The sequence below is a fragment of the Spirosoma arcticum genome, assembly GCF_054779955.1.
The window spans coordinates 20,966-39,803 of the sequence record NZ_BAAGXG010000019.1 but is presented as its reverse complement, the minus strand read 5'-3'; the positions used below and the strand labels follow the sequence as shown (position 1 = coordinate 39,803).

The following is an 18,838-nucleotide window of genomic DNA, read 5'->3' as shown; positions in this document are numbered from 1 at the left end:
TCCCTACCCTACCGCCCGATTCGGATTCCTGGTTATTACACGGGTCACTCCCCAAGCTGAACGCTGGTCGGCTGGCTGCCGGAGCCATTCATGTACAACTGATTGAGCAAGAGCTTAAAGGTACCCTGCGCCTGCGCCCGGAACGTGATTTCCGGTCCGAATGCGTACAGCTTGCCGGACCCAACCGGCGCCATGAACGCGGCTACGCCATCCTGCAAATACGACTGCCCCCAGGCCCAGCCGCTGCGCAACGGTTTGCTGCTGTCGAACCAGGCCAGCGGCACTACAGTCCCTTTGGTAATGGCGTCGGGAGCCACCTTGAACACTGGACTGTTGTCGAAATAAACGTCGGTTTGACCCGGCATACCCCAGGTGGCGGATTGCGTCGAATCCAAACCAACCCGCAGCACGCTCCCCGGAATGTAGTACTTCTCGCCCGGCAGCGGCTTGTCCTGCCCACTGCTTGTCATTTCGGTGAGGGCGTTTTTCACGGGGAGCTTCAGGTGATAAGCCAAATTGGTACTGGAACCAATCGTGACGACCGTCCCCCCCGCTTCCAGGTACGCCTTTAACTGCGGAATCGACTTGGCAGCGGTGATCTTGGTTAAGCGCGGGCGGTACTCGGCGGGCGTTTCTTCTTCCTTCGGCTCCCGTTCGAGGGCGCGGAATGGGTCGGTGTCCTGACCACTCACGGGCGGAATGGCGCGGGTCACGAAGATGACAACGTCGTATTTCTTGCGCAAATCACCGGCGTCGATGTCGGATGGGTAAATAACCTTCATCGGAAAATGATACTGCTCCATCACCCAGCGCACCCAACCCGACGGCATCGACCCGCCATACGTGTCCCAAAGGGCAATGCGCATCGGTGAGACCTTCACCAGCGACGTAGTGGGCCGTTTGGCGAGACCCGTCACCTCCAGGCCGAGGTCTTTGACCGACTTATCGAGCAGCGACTTTGCCTTGGCGGAAGCGGGTACAAAAAAAGCTCCGGCCTCAACCGATGACTTACCTCCTAACCCGTTGGGCAAGCGGTACACCTCAACACCCGACGCCAGCAGGTCATTGACAGCAATGAATGAGTTGTTTGCTTTTGCGCTGAGCAGATAGCCCGCGCCTGCTGTTCCGGCGATGCGCCCCTCCGGCGACTGAAGCTCGCCGTACGGCAGTTTCTTAAACGGACCGTCGAAGGCGTCCAGCACCCGGTCGAAGTTGACGTTCATCAGGTAAGCGAGGGTCCAGCCAGCCGCGTCGTAGGGACGGACGGGGGGGCCACCCGGATACTGAAAATCATTGGGGTGATCCTGCGGCTCGAACATGTCCAGCAGGTGGGGCCGAAACGACTGATCAGTCTTCACAATGTATGATCCTTCGGGGTATTTCTTACCGGCAACGGTGAAGTCGGCGGTGGCCTGCTGAATCTGGATACCCGTGCGAATCAACGCGTTGACGAACTTAACGGCCGTGGCGAAATCGGGCTGCCCGGCTGGGATGATGAACCCGCGCGGGTCGCGTAGGACCGGCGCTTTCATGATCGTGTCATAGTACTTGACCGGCATTCCCCCGCCCCTCGGCAACATTCCGTACTGCGCTAGGGCCGCGCTGGCCGAAGTGGATGAGGCCGAGGTTGCCGACGTAGACGTCGGCTTTTTGGGGTCGTTTTTGAACGCTTCGTTGATGGCCTCAATCCGCTTGGGCGATAGTGCCCAGGTATCTTTGCTGCCCCGCTCGATGGAGTTTTTGCCCATCCGGTAAATGTTGAACAGCATCTCGTCGCGGTAGCGGGCGGCATAACCCAGCACGGCGTAGTTCAGCGACAGCGAGTAGTCGATGGATTGTTTGAAGTGCCATTTCTGGGGCGTAACCGGGAACGGCGTGTTGCCGTTGGGAATTAACCGGCTCGGCACCAGGGGAATGTCTTCGGGGGTCGGCCCGCCCACAATTTCGGTCAGCAACCCAATCATGTTGTGGAAGTGGGTGGTGGTGCGCAGCCCGCCGTTGTACCAGGTCGAGAAAACCGAGCCGCCGAGCCGCGTATAACCCGGTTTATTTTCGGCATTGAGCCGATTGATCATCGCGGCTCCGAGGGCGTCGATGCCCGTCACCATCAGCGGATCGAATACGTAATTAAACGGGTCACGGTAGGGCGGTCCGGCCAGCACCGACCCGGCCGGACCGCGCTGGTGGTGGTTGTACATGATCTGCGGAATCCACTCGACGAACAACTGACGGCCGATATTCTGGGTTTCCTTCATGTTCATGATGAAGAAGTCGCGGTTGTTGTCGTGGCCAATGTACTTCTGGTACAACACGGGCAGGTTATCCAGCGACCGCTTGTCGGGTTTGGGGTTGCGCATGTACCAGTTGGTCACAATCTCCTGCCCGTCGGGGTTGGCGTGGGTGAGCAGAATCACGTCCTGATCCAGGATGCGCATGGTTTCGGGGTCTTTGCGGCTGACCAACTGCCAGATCGTTTCAATCAACTGGTGCGTCCCCACGGTCTCCGTAGCGTGCAGACCCCCGTCGATCCAGACCACGGCTTTGCCTTCCTGCGCCAGGGCGCGGGCCTGCTCGTCGTTGAGTCCTTCGGCGCGGGCGAGTTGCCGCGAGATGTCCTTGTAGCGGTCCAGTTTTTTCAGGTTCTCCGGCGACGACACGATCAGCATGTACTGGTGGCGTCCTTCTTCCGTCAGGCCGATGTCCACCAGCTTCACCCGGTCGGAGGCAGCCGCAATCTTTTTGAAATACGCTTCGGTCTGGGTATAGGTGGCGAGTTGATAATCGTCGCCGATGTTGAACCCAAAATGTTCTTTGGGCGACGGGATGGCCGCGCCCGACTGCGCCCGCGCTCCGGTCACAAAGCCGCTAAACAGCAGTAAAAACGTTGATAATCGAACAAAATGAATCATGATAAACAGGGGTCAGTTTACTGGTAAAAATAATCGTTGGCACTAACTACCGTCGGCGGAAGCGGACACCAACCCGGCAATCGCCGACTTCGCCCCGTGCTTCGTCACAAACGTTCTCCTGAAAGCCCGCAATCCGGCGTCCGTCCTTCAGGTTGAGGATAAACTTAAACAGAAAATAATCATTCTGAACGACGCTGCTCAGGTTAGTCCCCGTGAATGCGGCCAACTGACCCGCCGTCACGGTGAACGTTTTGGGAAACTGCGTCACGGTTTCGTACAGTTTGTCGGCGGTACCGACCCGACTCGGCAACGGAAACTGCGTCACGCTGGGATAAATTCCGCCCGGCTGGGACAGAATGATTGGGTAAGCGGGGTTACCCGTTGCAGCCGCCTTAGTAAAGCCCAAGTACACCTCTATCGAATTGACTTCGGCCTTGTCGAAACCTTCCCACGTCAGGGTGTACTCGAATACCTGATTGGCTAAATCGGCATCGTTCAGCGCGAAAAACGACGTATTGGCGGTGGCCGTCGTCGGCAAAACCGATTTGGCCGTGTTGACCGCCACAAGAGGTACGGCCGTGTATGCCCAGTTTTCCCAGACGTAATCCTCGGTTTTGCAGGCATCCAGCGCGAGAATTCCCAGCAGGGAGCAGTAGACAATGATGGTTTTTGTAATGCGTATTTTCATGATGCGTAATGGATCAGGAGTGGTCGTTTATTTATCCCAGAAAACGGGCGTCGTTTGCTGGGCGGTTTGCAGCTGATCGGCCTTGCCGGATACGTTGACGTTGGTGGACAGTTCGGTTACCGAATAGGACAGCCGCAGCGGAAACGTGTTCAGCGGGGCAATGGGCGCGGGCAACACGGGTAGTCCGGTCCGGCGATAATCGGTGTAGGATTCGATGCCGTTACCGTAGCCCGCGACGTATTTCTGGGTCATCACGGCGCTCAGTTTACCGGCGGCATCAGCCGCGTCATACTGCGCTGTCCGGTTGGCAACGAAGGCGGTGATGGTGGCAGCGGGCAGCACCGGAGCCGAATTCCCCCCCGACGTCGCAATGGTGCTGATGCTGCCCAGACTGGCCGTGATGCCTTCCTGAAGCAACTGGCGGGCGTCCCCGGTCGTGCCCATCGTCAGGGCGGCCTCGGCCAGAATGAACTTGACCATCGCGTTGGTGATGAACGGAAACACCCCCGCCCCACTGCCGTCGGTGTTGGTCACGACTTTGGGCGCACCCGTCGCGCCCGTGTTGGTGATGAAAACCTGTGCGGCCGTCAGATTATTGATAGGACTGCTGTCGTACAAACCACCGGCCGGATACACGCCCACGGTCGCTTTGAGGGCGTTGTCGTTGGGCGACGCGGTGGCATCGCCCGTGTACCGCCCGAAGTAGCCGTTGCCGGTGGGCGTGAAACCAACGGTGTAGTTTGATGTTTGCCGGAAAAAGTAGTACCGCATCCGGGGGTCGTCCGTACCGAACAATCGCTCAATGAAGTTCTGACTCATGTAGTAGCTTTTACCGGCCTGGTATTCGGCCCGGTGCCACGGGTGCCGGTTGGCGGGGGTTTCGGTCGTGCCGAAGCGGAACGAGAAATCCTGAGCGTTGGTGGTAATCAGGGGGGTATTGGCCGCGAGCAGCGCAGCAATACCGGCTTTGGCTTTATCGGGCTGCACGAGTCGAATCTGGTTGAACAACTTCAGCTTCAGCGAATTACCCATCCGAATCCAGGCGTTCTTATCGCCCTTGTAAATAACGTCGGCCGTGTTGGGCAGAATGGCAAACGTACCTTTGTTGGCATCGGCCAGCGCTTCGTCGATCAGCGCAAAGAGTTTATCGTAAACGGCGGCTCCGCTCTCGAACGTCGGGTCGGAAACGGTGAGTCCCTGCGAGGCATCGGTGTACGGAATGTCGCCCCAGAGGTCCACCATCAGGCTGTAGATATACGCTTTCTCCAGCTTGGCAATGGCCACGTAATCCCATCGCTGCTGGCGGGTGCCTTCGCGAATGAGGATCTCCACGTCGTTGAGCATCTGGGTGTACAACCCATTCCACGACTGCTGGTAGGTTGTCCCGTCCTGAAAATTACGGCTGGTGCCGCTCGTGTACAGGTGCTGCATCAGAATGGATGCCCCCTGATTCACGTCGCGCAAGCTACCCGTCATCGACACCTGCGTAGCGGGCAGCAGGAGTTCGAGCACCGGCGTAGTGGGGTTATTGGGGTCAGTGTTGATGTCGACAAATTTATTGCAGGAACCCGCCACGAATAGCAGACTCAGCCAGGAAGCGGTTTTGAGTAGAGAGTTGATTTTCATAATTAATGGGTTGACGAACACAACGCTTATCCGTATGATTGCTGTGATCTCGGGTAGAATGACGTATTGTCGATTGCCGTGTTCCTGTTGAAAAACGGGGTGTTTATCAAGACTCGCCAAGAAATCATGATCGCTCTTGAAAATCATAAAAATCCGCCGGTCCGCCGGTGCGGTACCATCATTTTTAAAAACTAAACCGGAGATTAACTCCCATCCGGCGCGTGGTTGGAATGCCGATGAAGTCGAAGCCCTGCGAGTTGCCCGCGCCCAGTGAACTAACCTCCGGGTCGAAGTTGAGGTACTTTGGGAAGTTGGGCGCGATGTACCACAGGTTGCGGCCACTCACCGACAGAAACGCGGAGCCGAAGGGCGTTTTGTCCAGCCAGCGTTTTGGCAGCTGATACCCCAGCGACACCTCGCGGAGCCGAAAAACAGTCGCGTCAAAAACGTTCACCTCATCTGCCCCACCCGGCCCAAAACCACCCGTGAAGTAGTAGTCAGCTACGCCAATTCCGATGTTGTTTGGAATTTTCTTACCCTCACCATCCAGCAGGGGTTTCAGCGTGTTCACGTCGCCGAGCACCCCCGGTCCTACTAAGATGGCTTCCCGCTCGTCGGTGTCTTTAGTCGCGCCCCGGCTCAGCAGTTCATACGCCGTAAAGGAATACATGTCCCCACCCTGTTTCCAGTCGAAGAGGGCGCTGAGCGTGAGACCGCCGTAGCTCAGCGTGTTGGTGACGCCCAGAATGAAATCCGGGTTGGGATTGCCGATGGGTCCCGTTTTGCCGCTCAGGATGGGCTTGCCCGTGTTGGGATTGACCAGAATGTTGCCTTCGTCGTCTTTGGCGTAGGTCGACCCGCGAAGTTGACCGTAGGGCTGCCCGGCAATGTGGACGCTGCCGAGGTCGGAAAACCCGCCGTAGGGCAGTTCCTTGAGCGAACCAATATCGCGGACAATGTTACGGTTGAGCGTAAAAGCCGCCGACAGGTTCCAGGTGAACCCGTTGGCCCGTTTAACGGGTGTCGCGTTCAACCCAACTTCAACGCCCTCGTTGGACGATTTACCCAGGTTGATTACTTTTTGAGTATAGCCCGACGACGGCACGGCGTTGACGGTGAAGATCTGCGACGTGCTGATCTTGTTGTAGTACGTAATATCCAGCCCGATCCGGTTGTTGAAAAACTGGAGTTCAGTCCCCAATTCAAGCTCGTTAATGAACTCGGGTTTCAGCGTTGCGTTGGCCAGCAGGTCGGATTCAGTCAGGGTGCTTTGCCCGGCAAACGGCGAGGCAATGCCCCCCGTGCCCGTTCCCGCGCCCAGCACCGGGTTGGCGATGTAGACCGTCTGCGTCTGGTAGGCCGTAGCTTCGTTCCCGACGCGGGTGTAGCCCGCCCGAAGTTTACCGAACGAGAGAATGCGCTTGGGCAGCCGGAACGCTTCGGTGAAAATAAGCGACGCGCTGCCTCCCCCGTAGAGGTAACTCCGGTTGCTGGCAGGCAGGGTTGATGAGACGTCGTTGCGGGCTACCAGGTTCAGGAAGGCAAAATTCCGGTAGTCCAGCGAGATGTCGGTAAACAGGGCAAAAAACCGCTGCTTGAAATTATTACGGTTGTTGGGCAGCACCCGCGGAATGGTTACGCTCGTGTTGTTGAGCGAGTTGATACCCCGGAAGATGATTCCGTCGCCGAACACCACCGCCCGTTCCGTAAGCCGTTGGTTGACGTTATTTCCCACAATCACCTTCAGTCCAATGTCGTCGCTGAGGGGTTTGGTTGCCGTCAGCAGCAGCGTATTGTCCAGTTCCTGCCGGTAGATATTGTCGTTGGTGATGTTGCCGTTCGGGAAGTAGTCCCCGCCTTTGCCGTTCACCACCGTGCGCCGGTCGGTGTAGGCATTGAACCCAACGGTGTTCTGCACGTTGAGCCACGGCAGCGGGTCGAAGCCCAGCACCAGGTTGCCGTAGTAGCGGTCCACTTTGCTGGTGGTAGGGCTGTTGGCCACCGACCAGTACGGATTGTCGGTGCCGACCCGGTCGTAGACATTGTTGCCGTTGAGGGGGTTCGTATAAGGGAAACCCGTTAGGTCGAAGCTCGTCGGCACGAACATCAGAATGTCCATGATGGAACTGCCTGCCCCGTTAGCCGCCGTCAATTGAGGCGATACCTGGTTGGTATTGACGTAGTTCAGACTGCCACCGAGGTAGAATTTATTGTCCAACTGCGCGTTGCCGCCAATGTTAATGGCGGTTCGGGTGATCTGGTTTTCCGGAACGACGCCCTGATTGCCGGTGCGCGACAAACCCGCCGTGAAGGCCCCTTTTTCGCTGCCACTCGACACCGAAACAGCGTTCTCGAATACGCTGCCCGTCCGGAAGAAATTACGGGCGTTGTCCTGCGAGTGGGACTGATAAGGAATCTGAACGGGCGTGGTGCCGTTGGCTTCGTAAAACTGCGGAAACACCGACGACGGGTAGCGGTTGTTGGTCGTTAGCGGGTGAGGGATGGTGGTCCGGGTTGGAATCAGGCTGGTGATGCCCGCGTACGGTGGCCCCCACGAGCCGAATACCCCGCTCCGGTAGTCGAAGTTGGTACCCTGACCGTAGCGGGTCTGGTAGTCAGGCAAACCCGCCACGGTTTCGGTCGAGTAACCCGTGTTGTAGGTAATTTCCAGTCCCTTGCGGCTCTGCCGTTTGCCCGCCTTAGTGGTCACGATGATGGCTCCGTTGGCCGCCCGCGAACCGTAGAGCGCAGCCGCTGCCGCCCCTTTCAGCACCGTCATGGTCAGGATGTTGTTGGGGTCGAGGTCGAAGGCGCGGTTGGTGATGGTTGCCCCGCCCACGGCTCCGTCGGTGCTCCCGAAACTGGAGTTGTCGAAGGGCACCCCATCCACCACGAACAGGGGCTGGTTGTTGTTGCCCAGCGACGAGTTGCCCCGGATGGTAATGTTAGTAGCACCACCGGCGGCTCCCCCCGATCCCTGAATGTTCACCCCGGCCACCTTACCCGTCAGGGCACGGAGGGGATCGGGTTCCGACTTTTGGGCGAGCTGATTCGCATCCAGTGTGCTGACGGAGTAACCCAGTGCGTTCTTGTCGCGCTTAATCCCGGCCGCCGTCACCACCACTTCGCTGAGTTGTTTGGTATCGGCCACCAGCATGATGTCGATTGTCGACTGCGCACCGACGGCAATCTCTTTGGATTGAAAACCTACCGAGGAGAAAACCAGCACGGCGGCCGGACCGGGTACATTTAGCTGGTAAGTCCCCTGCGCGTCGGTGACGGTTCCCACCGTACTGCCTTTGATGGTGATCGTTGTACCCGGCAGGGCATCTTTACCGCTGGCCTCACCAACTTTACCCCGGACAACCCGCTGTTGAGCGACCAATAAACCGGGCAAAAACACAAAGAGCAAGAGTAGTCGTATTTTCATTCCGTTTTGGGTTAGACCTGTCCATGATCAAATTGACAGAAATCAGATTAGTAACCAAGTATAGTCGATGAAATTTTACGAAAGAAGAATTACACCAAATAAAATTCTACTCTATACAAATTATTACAAATAATCTCCTTTAATTTCTATGATTTATGTACAATATAAGAATCTCCCGAAGATAGCTGCTGGTCTCGTCGCGCTGCGCACAGCTCAGGGAATGTAATGCTGCCCAGTAGCGATCTTGTCAGTATAAGCAAAAGGCGTTTGTGCATCCGTTTAAATCGGCAGTATCCCGGTGCATTGCGTCGAAAAATCGTTAGTTTCGGGCTGTCCTTCACACCACACGTATTTTATTTCTATGGACCCTGTTACGATTACCGCTGCGGTTGTGGCCGCCTTTGCGCCACCAACTTTAGTCGCCAGCGTCATCGGCGGCTGGCTGGGCAATCGGGGCGATCATTACCTGTGCAAGACCTACGATATCGTTCAAAATCAATTAAGAAACCCCAGCGAACCCACGAATCACGATATTCAGCGGGCGGTACGGGGTGCTTATCTGAAAGCGACGCTCGTCATTTGCCAACGACTCATCGCCCGCGAATCCAATGTGGTTCAACGCTTGCTCATCTTCCCGACCGTAGACATCGCACGGGTTGTCAGATACCTCAAAAAGCAACTGGACCAACTACCCAACGTCAAATTTGACCTGCCAGCCAATGCAGCAACGGCTCAGTATGAATTGTTGCTCCAGCCGCGTGGCGAAACCGCCGGTGAGCGGGTGGTTGAACTGACTCAGCAACTGCGTACGGATATACTCAACGAACTATCAGCCGCTGGTTTGCGCGTGGAGGACGATCTGAAAGCCGCCATCCTGACCGGGCTACCGGACCAGAACCAGCGTGTCGATTGGTATGAACTGGTATGCGCCTTCTTCGCGGAGGAGTTGAAAGCCAACAGCCGCCTGAGTACCATCACCGAGACCAACCTGTTGCTGGAAATGAAAGCTCTGATGTTGGAACTGAAAACGAGCATCCCGGATGTGGAGTGGTCCGACAAGCTGCTGGACCAGCAGACCGAACGGCTTGGTCGGGCGATGGAGCCGTTTGTGGAGCAGTTTGCCGAGCTGATGACCCGGCTCGATGAAATGCTGGTGGTGCTGGTTCGCATGGAGGGCAAAATAGACCGGGTGCAGGTAACGGTTGAAGCGGGTAACGCTCAAATTCTGGACGTACTTGGCCAACTACAACCCCAATCCCCGGCACGCGCCAAATACCTTAACCGCTTTGCCCGCTACGACTCCGCCCGGCTGATTGGGCGGGTGACCGAACTGGCCGACATCGACACGCGCTTAGCCCGGCAAAAGATGTTGCTGCTGCGGGGCATGGGTGGCATCGGCAAAACGACCCTCGCCAAAGCTTACCTCGACCGCTCCCGCGATGCCTACACCCACCTCGCCTACGTAGAAATTGCCGGTTCCATTGCCGACAGTATGCTGCGGGAGTTGAGCAACTCAGACGCGGTGGACTTCACGCCTAACCCGGACCACACAACCGACGAGAAGTTTGACGCGCTGCTCAATGCGTTGCGGACCACCCCGAACCTGCTGCTGGTGTTGGACAACATCCGGGACGCGGACGCTGCCGCCGACCTGCGAAAGCGGAAAGCCGCGCTGGAAAGCTTGGACGCCACCGTGCTAATTACGGGCCGGGTTCGTTTGGCGGAGTTTGTGCAGACAGGTCAGCTTATGGAGCTTGGCTCGCTCGCGCCGGGGGAAGCCCGCACCCTGTTCGAACGCTCGCTGGGACGACCGGTGCGGGATGCCGAAACAGAACTGGTTAACGACATCCTGGAAAAGGCGTTTTATCATGCCAAACTCATTGAGGTTGTAGCCACCCAGATCAGCCGAAACGTTCACTTGTCCTTAGGCGAGGCAAAAGACATGGTGGCGAAACGGCAGTTCGACGATGAGGAACTCAATTTCCCCGATGACATTGACGAACAGGCCCAAACCATTTACCTGATTTTGAAAGATCTGTTCAACACCGATCCCTTAGCCGACGACCTAAAACAACCCCTGCGTTACTTTGCCGTGCTGCCCGCAATTGACATTCCCGTTGATCACGTCACCGCGCTGTTGGGAATAGAATCTAAGGCCGACCGGAAAACGCTGAGCACCAACCTGCGGCAACTCGCGCATACGGCCTGGTTAGACCAACTCGATGGGGCTTATTTCTCCATGCACGGACTGGTGCAGTGGGTCGTGCGCGAACGGTTGCAGCCCATGCTGGAAAACTGCGCGGTTTTACTTGAAGGAACTGCTAAACTGTTTTACGACCGGCTAACGTCGAACCCGCTCGATACGCAGCCTTACCTTGTTTATGGTGACGAGTTGATTAAGACTTTCCAAGAAGACCAGAATGGTCCGTTAACAACCTTGTACAACAACATCGCCAGTAGTTATAGGGCGTTGGGCGATAACCAGAAAGCCCTGGAGTACAACCTGAAAGCCCTGAGCATCCACGAGCAAACCCTAGCTCCAACCCATTCTGACCTGGCCGTGTCTTACAGCAATATCGCTGTTACTTACGGAGCGTTGGGCGATAACCAAAAAGCCTTAGAATATAATCTGAAAGCGCTGCACATCCGCGAACAGACCCTGGCCCCAACCCATTCTGATCTGGCCGTGTCTTACAGCAATATCGCTGTTACTTATGGAGCGTTGGGCGATAACCAAAAAGCTTTAGAGTATAACCAGAAAGTACTGAGCGCCTTTGAGCAGACCCTGGCCCCAACCCATCCTTATCTAGCCAAGTCTTATGCCAATATTGCCGTTACCTATGGAGCGTTGGGCAATAACCAAAAGGCCTTAGAATATAATCTAAAATCGTTGCACATCCGCGAACAGACTCTGGCCCCAACCCATCCCGACCTGGCCATGTCTTACGCCAACATCGGGGCAACCTACGGAGCGTTAGGTGATCACGATAAGGAGTTAGCCTATGACCTGAAATCGTTGCACATCCGTGAGCAGACCCTGGCCCCAACCCATCCTGACCTGGCCACTTCTTACGCCAACATCGCCATTACCTATTATTACGTTGGGGATTTAGCAAAGGCGCTTGCGTATATGCAGAAAGCGGTTTCCATCTGGGAGCGTATACTGCCGCCAACCCATCCAGACTTGCTGCGTTCGCAGCGTAGTCTTGCCTTCATTAAGCAGGCGATTCGGGAGCAGGGGGAAGGCAACGGTCCGTAAATACTGGGTTGATGGGCGAGAAGTAGTCGCGTAGCGTTTGGTCGTAACACAGTACGTTTTTGTCCTCCCGACCGGTCCGGTCGGGAGGACAAAAACGTGCCTTTAGCTGGGGCTGACCGAAGCGCTGGGGAATCAAATCCTAAACAGGTTTGACTCCCCAGCGCACACCAGTTCGCCTGGCGCAGCTTCTCCGGCTGCCCTACCAGCCGCCGTCACCACTGCAATGCCGCTTACTCAACCATCAATTGTCGTTTCCGATAAATACCCGACTATTGTTCAGAATTTGGTCCTGTTCCTTCCTCAATGACGACGTATACCATTGCCCTGCTGGATGACCACCGGGTAGTGCTCGAAAGCGTTGCGAACCTACTCGCAACATCCGACCGTTTCCGGGTGGCGGGTATGGCCCATGACAGCCAGTCGCTACTGCCCATTCTGAATCAGGCTCAATCGAACCACGGGGCGGTCGACGTGCTGGTTACCGACCTGCTGATGCCCACCGGGAACGGAACAGAACTGATTCCAACGCTAAAAGCCGCGTATCCGAACCTGCGCGTTCTGGTCCTGTCGGGGTCTGTCGATCCCGCGTTGATTCGGCAAGTCATGCAGGCCGGGGCCGATGGCTACGTGACCAAAACCGCCGACAAAGCCGAACTCTTCGACGCAATTCTGGCCGTTGCCGCTGGTCGCCGGTATATGGATAGCCGGATTTTTATGCTGGAAGACGAAACGGCCGGTTCGCCCGCCGACAATCCGTTGACGGAACGGGAAGCCCAAGTTGCCCGCCTGATTCTGGATGAGCTGTCCAGCACTCAGATTGCCGGGCGGCTGTTCATTTCGTTCAATACCGTGGAGACGCACCGCAAACGGATTTACCAGAAATTGGGCGTGACCACCGCGCTGGGTCTGATGAAATACTGGCTTAACCGGGGGCTTACCAAGCAATAAAGGGTAGCAGGATACTGGCTTTTGTCCCGTTCTCTTCGCCCGATTCCAGCCGAAACCGGGCACCAATCGTTTCGGCCCGCTCCCGAATGTTGTGCAACCCCATTCCCGCTTCCGTCCAGTGATGGATACCGATGCCGTCGTCACTTACCTGCAGGGCCAGATCGTTGCCGTGCCGAATCAGCCGGATGTGAACGTGCTGCGCCTGGGCATGACGAAGAATGTTCGTGCAGAGTTCTAAGCAGATGACGTACAGCGTGAACTTGACTTCGGGCGTCAGCGGGAGTTTGCCTGTGGGTTCACTAATCAGTGAGAACAGTGTGCTGCCCGTTAGATTCAGCTTTTTGACCAAGCCTTTGAGCGATACCAGCAGATCCTGTTGGAATAATTGGTCGGGAATCAGGTTATGCGACAGTTGCCGAACCTGCGTTGCCGCATCGTCGAGCAGATCAAGACTACTTTCGTAAAGTTCCTTGTTGCGGGGCGACAGAATGGCCGCGTCGATGGTCTGGAAGGTCATTTTGGTGGCTCCGAGCAGGCTGCTTACCCGGTCGTGAAGTTCGACGGCAACGCGTTTACGCTCAATGGTCTGCCCTTTCAGCAGCGCCATTTCGATCTCCCGGTTTTTGTTCCGTAACGCCACATTGGTTCGCCGGAGCCTCAGACTGTAATACAACAGCAGCAAACCCAGCAAGCTGATGATAGCCATCCCGATGAACAACTGATTGCGCAGGCGTTTCTGCGCCGACAGTCCCAGCCGCAACTGGTCGATCTTCAATTGCTTGATGGTCGCCTGCTGGCGAGCCTGTTTCTGGGTTGCCACGGTTCTCAGTTGCTGCGTTTCGAGTTGGTGCTTCAGGTCGTTCGTCTGCGCCATTCGGAATAATTCGTTGTTCCTATAGGTGCTGCTAAGCCGATCAATTTCAGCCTGTTTAGCCAGTGTCTGATACCGCTGATTCTGCAACAGTCGCTCCTGCTGGTAGGCGGTTTCGATCCGTTTTCGGTCAAATTTCGCTTTGCTGCGCAGGCTTTCGGTCTGATTGACAGCCCGTTGCTGCTCCTGCTTTTTAGCGTTGTAAAGCCGTTGGTACGCGAACGCGCTTTTCCAGTCCTGCTGATGCTCGTAGGCGTTGATCAGCACGGAATAAGCGGTCAGCATGGGCGTAGGTAGCTGCTGATTCTGGCCCAATGCCTGCGTGGCGGTGTTAATGGCCTCGGCGTACCGCCCCAGACCGAGGTACGACTCGGCCAGATCGGCCAGCGCGACGGCCTGGGGCATGGGCGCGTTGAGCTGCGCCCAGTAGGCCACCGACTGGCTAAGATAGGGAACGGCCTGAGCCGGTTTTTGCTGCCTGTTGTACAACCGCCCGATGTCGTTGGTTAGGTAGGCTTTGTTCGAGATTGACGCCTTGCTCTGGTTGAGGAGTTTCCACGCGAGCAGGAAGTGCGTTTCGGCTTTGTCCAATTGCGGTTGCTGTTTATAGGCAGTGGCCAGATACTGGTGGAGACTGGCGAGATGAACAGGATCGATTTTTTTGTCTTTGTCAAACCAGGCGATACTCTGCTGCAAATACGCCACGGCGTCGCCATACTCGCCAATCGACATACTGACGTTACCGAGGTTCCGGTAAATCCGCCAGTAGTACATGGCGTAGACCTGAGGGGACGTTTCGATCAGCGACAACAACCGGTAATTCAGGTTGATCGCCTGTGGGTAGTTCGTCCGGAGGGAGCGGTAGTAACGTTCGGTCAGCAGTAACCCTTTAATCTGGTACTTGACGTTCTTTTTGCGCTCCGCCATGCGGATGAGGTGGTTAGCCACCAGCAGCGCACTGTCGCGGTGGGCCATGCCGCTGTAGTGGACATACGCCATAAAATGCAGGTACTCCATACGAGCCGTATCGACGGTCGGCGTTGGGCGTAGCTGGTCGAGACCCAGCAAGCGGGTACGGGTGGCCCGCAACAGGCTATCCACATACACCTGGTCCGTACTTCGGTCGAAATTAAACGGGGGCGTATCGTAATGCTGAGCCTGCAACGAGACGGGCAAGCCCAGCCAGCCGAGCAACAACCCTACTTTTTGAAACGATCTCATACGCTACAGTGAACGGTCATAATCCCCTCCGTCGGTACGTGTCAATACCTGTTTAACCCAAAAATCACTGAATTCAGTGACGGCAAATCACGGATTTCGGTGATTTTTTTGACGGGAGAGATCGGGAATTTTGCATCGGTAATAATCTCATACACAAGTTAAAACTAACACCTTCACGCGTTGAAACGAATTACATTAACCACCGCTTATTTAACGGTACTGAGTACACTGGTTTTTGCTCAGCTACCAGGCTCGCCATCGACAGCTACCGGCAAGCCGCCCGTGATAGCCCCCAATACTCAGGCGCCGGGGCCATCTGCTCAACAATCCGACGAGTTTGCGCCCCTTACCAACCTGCCCTTTTTTCCCGGAGGTAAGCAGGCCCTGGAAACCTACCTAAGCGACCTCGACCTTTATCCGCTGTCGGCTCGGGAGACCCAGATCGAAGGGGCGGTACGGGTGCTGTTTCGGGTGCTCCCCAACGGTCAACTGAACGAGGTTCGGGTCGTGCGATCACACGGGCCGCTGCTGGACCAGGCGGCTCTTCGGGCCGTGGCACTGATGCCCCGCTGGTATCCGGCCCACCGGGCGGGGATGGCGGTTTCTCACTTGGTTGAACTCCTCGTTACGTTTCGTCTCGACTAAATCAACGTAACGCTGTACTCCCCCATCGACCGCACTGGCGGACCATCGCATTGGCGGACCATCGCAGTAACGAACTATCATGAAAATGTTCCTGATTTCCCTGTTGACCCCGCTCTGTGCTGCGGTCTTATTCCGATCCACCCGTTTCGATTTCCTCGACCTCACCAGCGATAAATTTGATATTTCCTGGGACGAGATCACGGAGGATTTATGGCGCTGAGCGATACGCTGATGACAAGCGTTGCGTTAGCGGGCACCTCACCATCGGACGCGGTGATTAAAGCCACGCTGTTAGAGGGTTGGCATACAGAACAAGGCACCGGACGATTGCGTATACGCTCAGCAGAGCCGATACAGCGAATACCAACGTTACGTAGGCAGCGGGCACCGGTACTCGCCGACGATTCAGCAGGGCGACCACGCCCGCCGTGGCGACGACAATCGCCAGCAATCCCAGCAACTTCGACGGCAGGCCTTGGTGCCACAAGAAGGGGAGTAAGAGAATCGGCAACCAGCCGATGGTTATCCATTTGATCCAGGTGAAGCGGGCAAGACGGGTCAACGCCGGTTCGTAATTGGTATTCGGGCCCTGTTCTACGCTTTTCAGGATGCTCAACAACTGGATATTTTCCAGCACGTCGAAAACGCCGGGTACGAACGCGACAAACAGGGCAATCTGCCCCCAGACAGACGGATAGGCCTGGTTAGCCTGCTGGGCAAAGGAGAAACTAAAGGCGGTGTAGAGGGCGATGTAAAGGAAGTCGATCTGGTTCAATGAGCGCATCTTATCTACGTAGGCCGTTACGGGTTTGCCCGTTCGTGGATCAATGAACAAGGCGTTGACAGCATCGGCAGACGTGGCAAACTGAAAGTCCAGCATCGGCTGCTTCGCCGGAATTGGGGGTTGAACGGTCGGCTTGTAACGAACCATCACTACCGACACCAACAGCGTTAGTACGGCAAAAATCATTGGCCAAAGAAACGGAGAGTTACACATGGGCAGGCACGTGTATGGATTACGGCTGCGGCTGAACGTCATACAACCCACGCTTGGCTTTTACCGCCCGAATCAGTTGAGCTACGCTATCCACCGAGTCGGCGACGCGTACCTTGTCGGGGGCTACGCCTAAGTTCAGAGCGACCTGCTTGGCCTTGTACAGGTTCCAGTCAAAATCTCGCAGGAACTCAACGGCTGCTTTAGCGCCCTGTTCAAAAAGCCGGATCTGGTTTTCTCGTTCCATATCAAAATCCAGCCAGTTGAACCCCTGTACGTCAATCTCGGCTAACGATAGTTCATACTGCGGGTGGGTAATGAGGAAATCCTTATCGAAGTGCGCCCGCATCGTACTGATGATCGACCCGGCGATGTCGGCCAGTTTTTTCACCCCGCGCGAACCCTCCGGTGCCCGGCCCTGGAGCCGGGCACCAAACGTGGGCAGGCGGGGAACGCTGGCTTTGGCCGGATTAAACACGTTGATGGGAAAATTGGAGATCGACCCACCATCCACAAAAACAGCTTCTGTGATGCTGTCGGTGACGTTTTTCTTGTCGAAGCGCAGGTATCGGTCCCATTCCGTTTGCCGGGTTGACTGCTTGGGAATGGGATTCACCCGAAAAGCCTCGAAGAAGACGGGAATCGACATCGACGCCCGCACAAAATCGGCGGGCCGCAGTTCGTCGGCGTCCGTCCGGGCCGAATTCTCGTAAAACAGTTCCCACATCTTGGGGAACATAATCATATTCTCGGTGGCAATCTCGGTGGTAATGAGTGCCAGCGGTGGCTCTCCGGGATCAGCATTGGTGGGATTATAGTACAACCCCGCCAGTTCGTTCGTGTCGGTTAGCTCAAGTTCAGGAATCAACTCAAAGCACGTCTTGTCCGGTTTATAATTGAGCGGGGGAATGAGACTCAACTTGGTTTCTAAATCGCTCAACGTCCTGATTCCATTGTGAGAATGGGTCAGCGTTTGGGTTGCCTTGCCATCGGTTGAGGGAACGTCAAACCGAACGTCGCCGAATTCCATGAGGTCGACCAGCCAGTCGCGAAATTTGCTACCCGGATTTATACCAAAATTACTGCCCGTAAACTTCGCCAGCAGAAACAGGAGGACACTGCCGATCAGCAAGAACAGATAGAGCAGCAGCGAGATACCGGCAATGGACAGGTATTTGTACGGAAAAGGCTTGCTGGACGGATCGAAGCGGAGCGGTGGCCACGCGAAAGACCACACCCCGTGCCAACTGTTTAGCAAACCACTCAGCAGCACAACGGCTAAAATCATGCCCACCGTAATCTGAATAAACCGCAGGTACTGCTTTTTGTACGATTGCCGGGCCAGCCAGAAAGCCCAGCCCGTGCAAAAGGCAATTGGTCCCAACCCGATGACAAGCTGAAGCCAGGGCATTGTAGCGAACCGAACGACCAGAAATGCGAGGATGAGCACGCCCACAACGAAGCCGAATAGTCGGCGAAAGAAGGCGCTTTTCAAGTAGTCGGTAACGACCCCGTCGCTCACTAATCCCCGCCCAAAAAGGACCAGGGCCAGTATGAATGCTGTTACCAGGCCAATGAGTACGCCCACAATGGTCACGCCGGTAGCATCCCACCACAACAGGCTGCTGAACAGAATCATGCTCAGGCTGACACCCAGTCCGAACAGAACCGAGTTGAACAGGCAGGTTACGTAGGATTCGTAATCAAGGGCCGTCTTCATCAGCCACTTCGCCAGCGGGTCGCCATCGACGAAGGAAAATAGCTTCCGGCGGGCTAAGTAGTACATGATGATGGGCGATTTCAATACGGTAGTATCCGGCTGACTGGTGCCCGCTTTGGTTGGGCGCACGGTCGCCATCAGCATGGCGTTGATGGCCCCGGCACTGGTACCCGCCAGTTTTAGAAACCGGATACCCACTCGCTCCAGTACGTAGGTGTAGCCCAGCAGAGCAATGCCGAGCATACCCCCACCCTCCTGCACTAGATTGACGTACTGGTGACCTTCCTCGTCAAAAATGTCGGACACGGTCGGGGCAGTACCTAATTGGGCTACGTATTTGTCGCCCACCTCAAGCATCCCGGCCAGCAGTTGGCGGACTTCGTTGTCGTCTCGTTCGATTGGGTCAGCTATCGCGCTCATGGGCAGTTTGACGTTATCGGTCCTCACCCTGTCTTTTTAAAGCGGGAGAAACACTGGCGGCAAATACGACTTTTGAGCAGCAGCAAAAAAGAGGAGATTTCCCCTAT

The 18,838-nt window shown here is 56.1% G+C and carries 10 protein-coding genes; 3 read left to right on the top strand and 7 right to left on the bottom strand.

From position 1 onward, the window contains the following. Nucleotides 1-44 precede the first annotated feature (44 nt). The 4 genes from ACYVHB_RS27790 to ACYVHB_RS27775 form a co-directional block, all read right to left on the bottom strand. Complete coding sequence (locus tag ACYVHB_RS27790) at nt 45-2,909, bottom strand: M14 family metallopeptidase (protein ID WP_461055160.1); 2,865 nt, start codon at nt 2,907-2,909, stop codon at nt 45-47. 46 nt (nt 2,910-2,955) lie between these two features. After that, nucleotides 2,956-3,597 (bottom strand): hypothetical protein, encoded by a 642-nt coding sequence (locus ACYVHB_RS27785; RefSeq protein ID WP_461055159.1) that lies wholly within the window; start codon nt 3,595-3,597, stop codon nt 2,956-2,958. Nucleotides 3,598-3,624: 27 nt separating this feature from the next. Beyond that, a complete protein-coding gene (locus ACYVHB_RS27780) occupies nt 3,625-5,223 on the bottom strand; it encodes a SusD/RagB family nutrient-binding outer membrane lipoprotein (RefSeq protein ID WP_461055158.1) in 1,599 nt (532 codons plus the stop codon). Nucleotides 5,224-5,407: 184 nt separating this feature from the next. Further along, nucleotides 5,408-8,653, bottom strand: coding sequence for a SusC/RagA family TonB-linked outer membrane protein (locus tag ACYVHB_RS27775; RefSeq protein WP_461055157.1), 3,246 nt, complete (start codon nt 8,651-8,653; stop codon nt 5,408-5,410). A gap of 361 nt (nt 8,654-9,014) precedes the next feature. Here ACYVHB_RS27775 and ACYVHB_RS27770 point away from each other — a divergent pair, with 361 nt between their 5' ends. Next, nucleotides 9,015-11,912 carry a tetratricopeptide repeat protein gene (locus tag ACYVHB_RS27770; RefSeq protein WP_461055156.1) on the top strand — a complete coding sequence of 966 codons (2,898 nt, stop codon included), beginning with the start codon at nt 9,015-9,017 and terminating at the stop codon, nt 11,910-11,912. Nucleotides 11,913-12,215: 303 nt separating this feature from the next. Continuing rightward, complete coding sequence (locus tag ACYVHB_RS27765; RefSeq protein ID WP_461055155.1) at nt 12,216-12,860, top strand: response regulator; 645 nt, start codon at nt 12,216-12,218, stop codon at nt 12,858-12,860. Here ACYVHB_RS27765 and ACYVHB_RS27760 read toward each other — a convergent pair. After that, nucleotides 12,847-14,952 (bottom strand): tetratricopeptide repeat-containing sensor histidine kinase, encoded by a 2,106-nt coding sequence (locus tag ACYVHB_RS27760; RefSeq protein WP_461055154.1) that lies wholly within the window; start codon nt 14,950-14,952, stop codon nt 12,847-12,849. The genes ACYVHB_RS27765 and ACYVHB_RS27760 overlap by 14 nt on opposite strands. Nucleotides 14,953-15,132: 180 nt before the next feature. On the opposite strand from ACYVHB_RS27760, the gene ACYVHB_RS27755 reads away from it, so the two are divergent. After that, nucleotides 15,133-15,597 carry an energy transducer TonB gene (locus ACYVHB_RS27755; protein WP_461055153.1) on the top strand — a complete coding sequence of 155 codons (465 nt, stop codon included), beginning with the start codon at nt 15,133-15,135 and terminating at the stop codon, nt 15,595-15,597. Between the two features lie 277 nt (nt 15,598-15,874). Here ACYVHB_RS27755 and ACYVHB_RS27750 read toward each other — a convergent pair whose 3' ends face one another. Further along, entirely contained in the window at nt 15,875-16,567 is a 693-nt protein-coding gene (locus tag ACYVHB_RS27750; RefSeq protein WP_461055152.1) for a hypothetical protein, read from the bottom strand. 46 nt (nt 16,568-16,613) lie between these two features. Then, the gene (locus tag ACYVHB_RS27745) at nt 16,614-18,731 is read right to left on the bottom strand and encodes a patatin-like phospholipase family protein (RefSeq protein WP_461055151.1); all 2,118 of its coding nucleotides are present in this window, start codon (nt 18,729-18,731) and stop codon (nt 16,614-16,616) included. Nucleotides 18,732-18,838 lie beyond the last annotated feature (107 nt).

Excerpts from the sequence above, each read along its gene's own strand:
- ACYVHB_RS27770 (WP_461055156.1), top strand. The coding sequence starts at position 9,015 with ATGGACCCTGTTACGATTACCGCTGCGGTTGTGGCCGCCTTTGCGCCA.
- ACYVHB_RS27765 (WP_461055155.1), top strand. The coding sequence starts at position 12,216 with ATGACGACGTATACCATTGCCCTGCTGGATGACCACCGGGTAGTGCTC.
- ACYVHB_RS27790 (WP_461055160.1), bottom strand. The coding sequence starts at position 2,909 with ATGATTCATTTTGTTCGATTATCAACGTTTTTACTGCTGTTTAGCGGC.
- ACYVHB_RS27785 (WP_461055159.1), bottom strand. The coding sequence starts at position 3,597 with ATGAAAATACGCATTACAAAAACCATCATTGTCTACTGCTCCCTGCTG.
- ACYVHB_RS27775 (WP_461055157.1), bottom strand. The coding sequence starts at position 8,653 with ATGAAAATACGACTACTCTTGCTCTTTGTGTTTTTGCCCGGTTTATTG.
- ACYVHB_RS27760 (WP_461055154.1), bottom strand. The coding sequence starts at position 14,952 with ATGAGATCGTTTCAAAAAGTAGGGTTGTTGCTCGGCTGGCTGGGCTTG.
- ACYVHB_RS27780 (WP_461055158.1), bottom strand. The coding sequence starts at position 5,223 with ATGAAAATCAACTCTCTACTCAAAACCGCTTCCTGGCTGAGTCTGCTA.
- ACYVHB_RS27745 (WP_461055151.1), bottom strand. The coding sequence starts at position 18,731 with ATGAGCGCGATAGCTGACCCAATCGAACGAGACGACAACGAAGTCCGC.
- ACYVHB_RS27750 (WP_461055152.1), bottom strand. The coding sequence starts at position 16,567 with ATGATTTTTGCCGTACTAACGCTGTTGGTGTCGGTAGTGATGGTTCGT.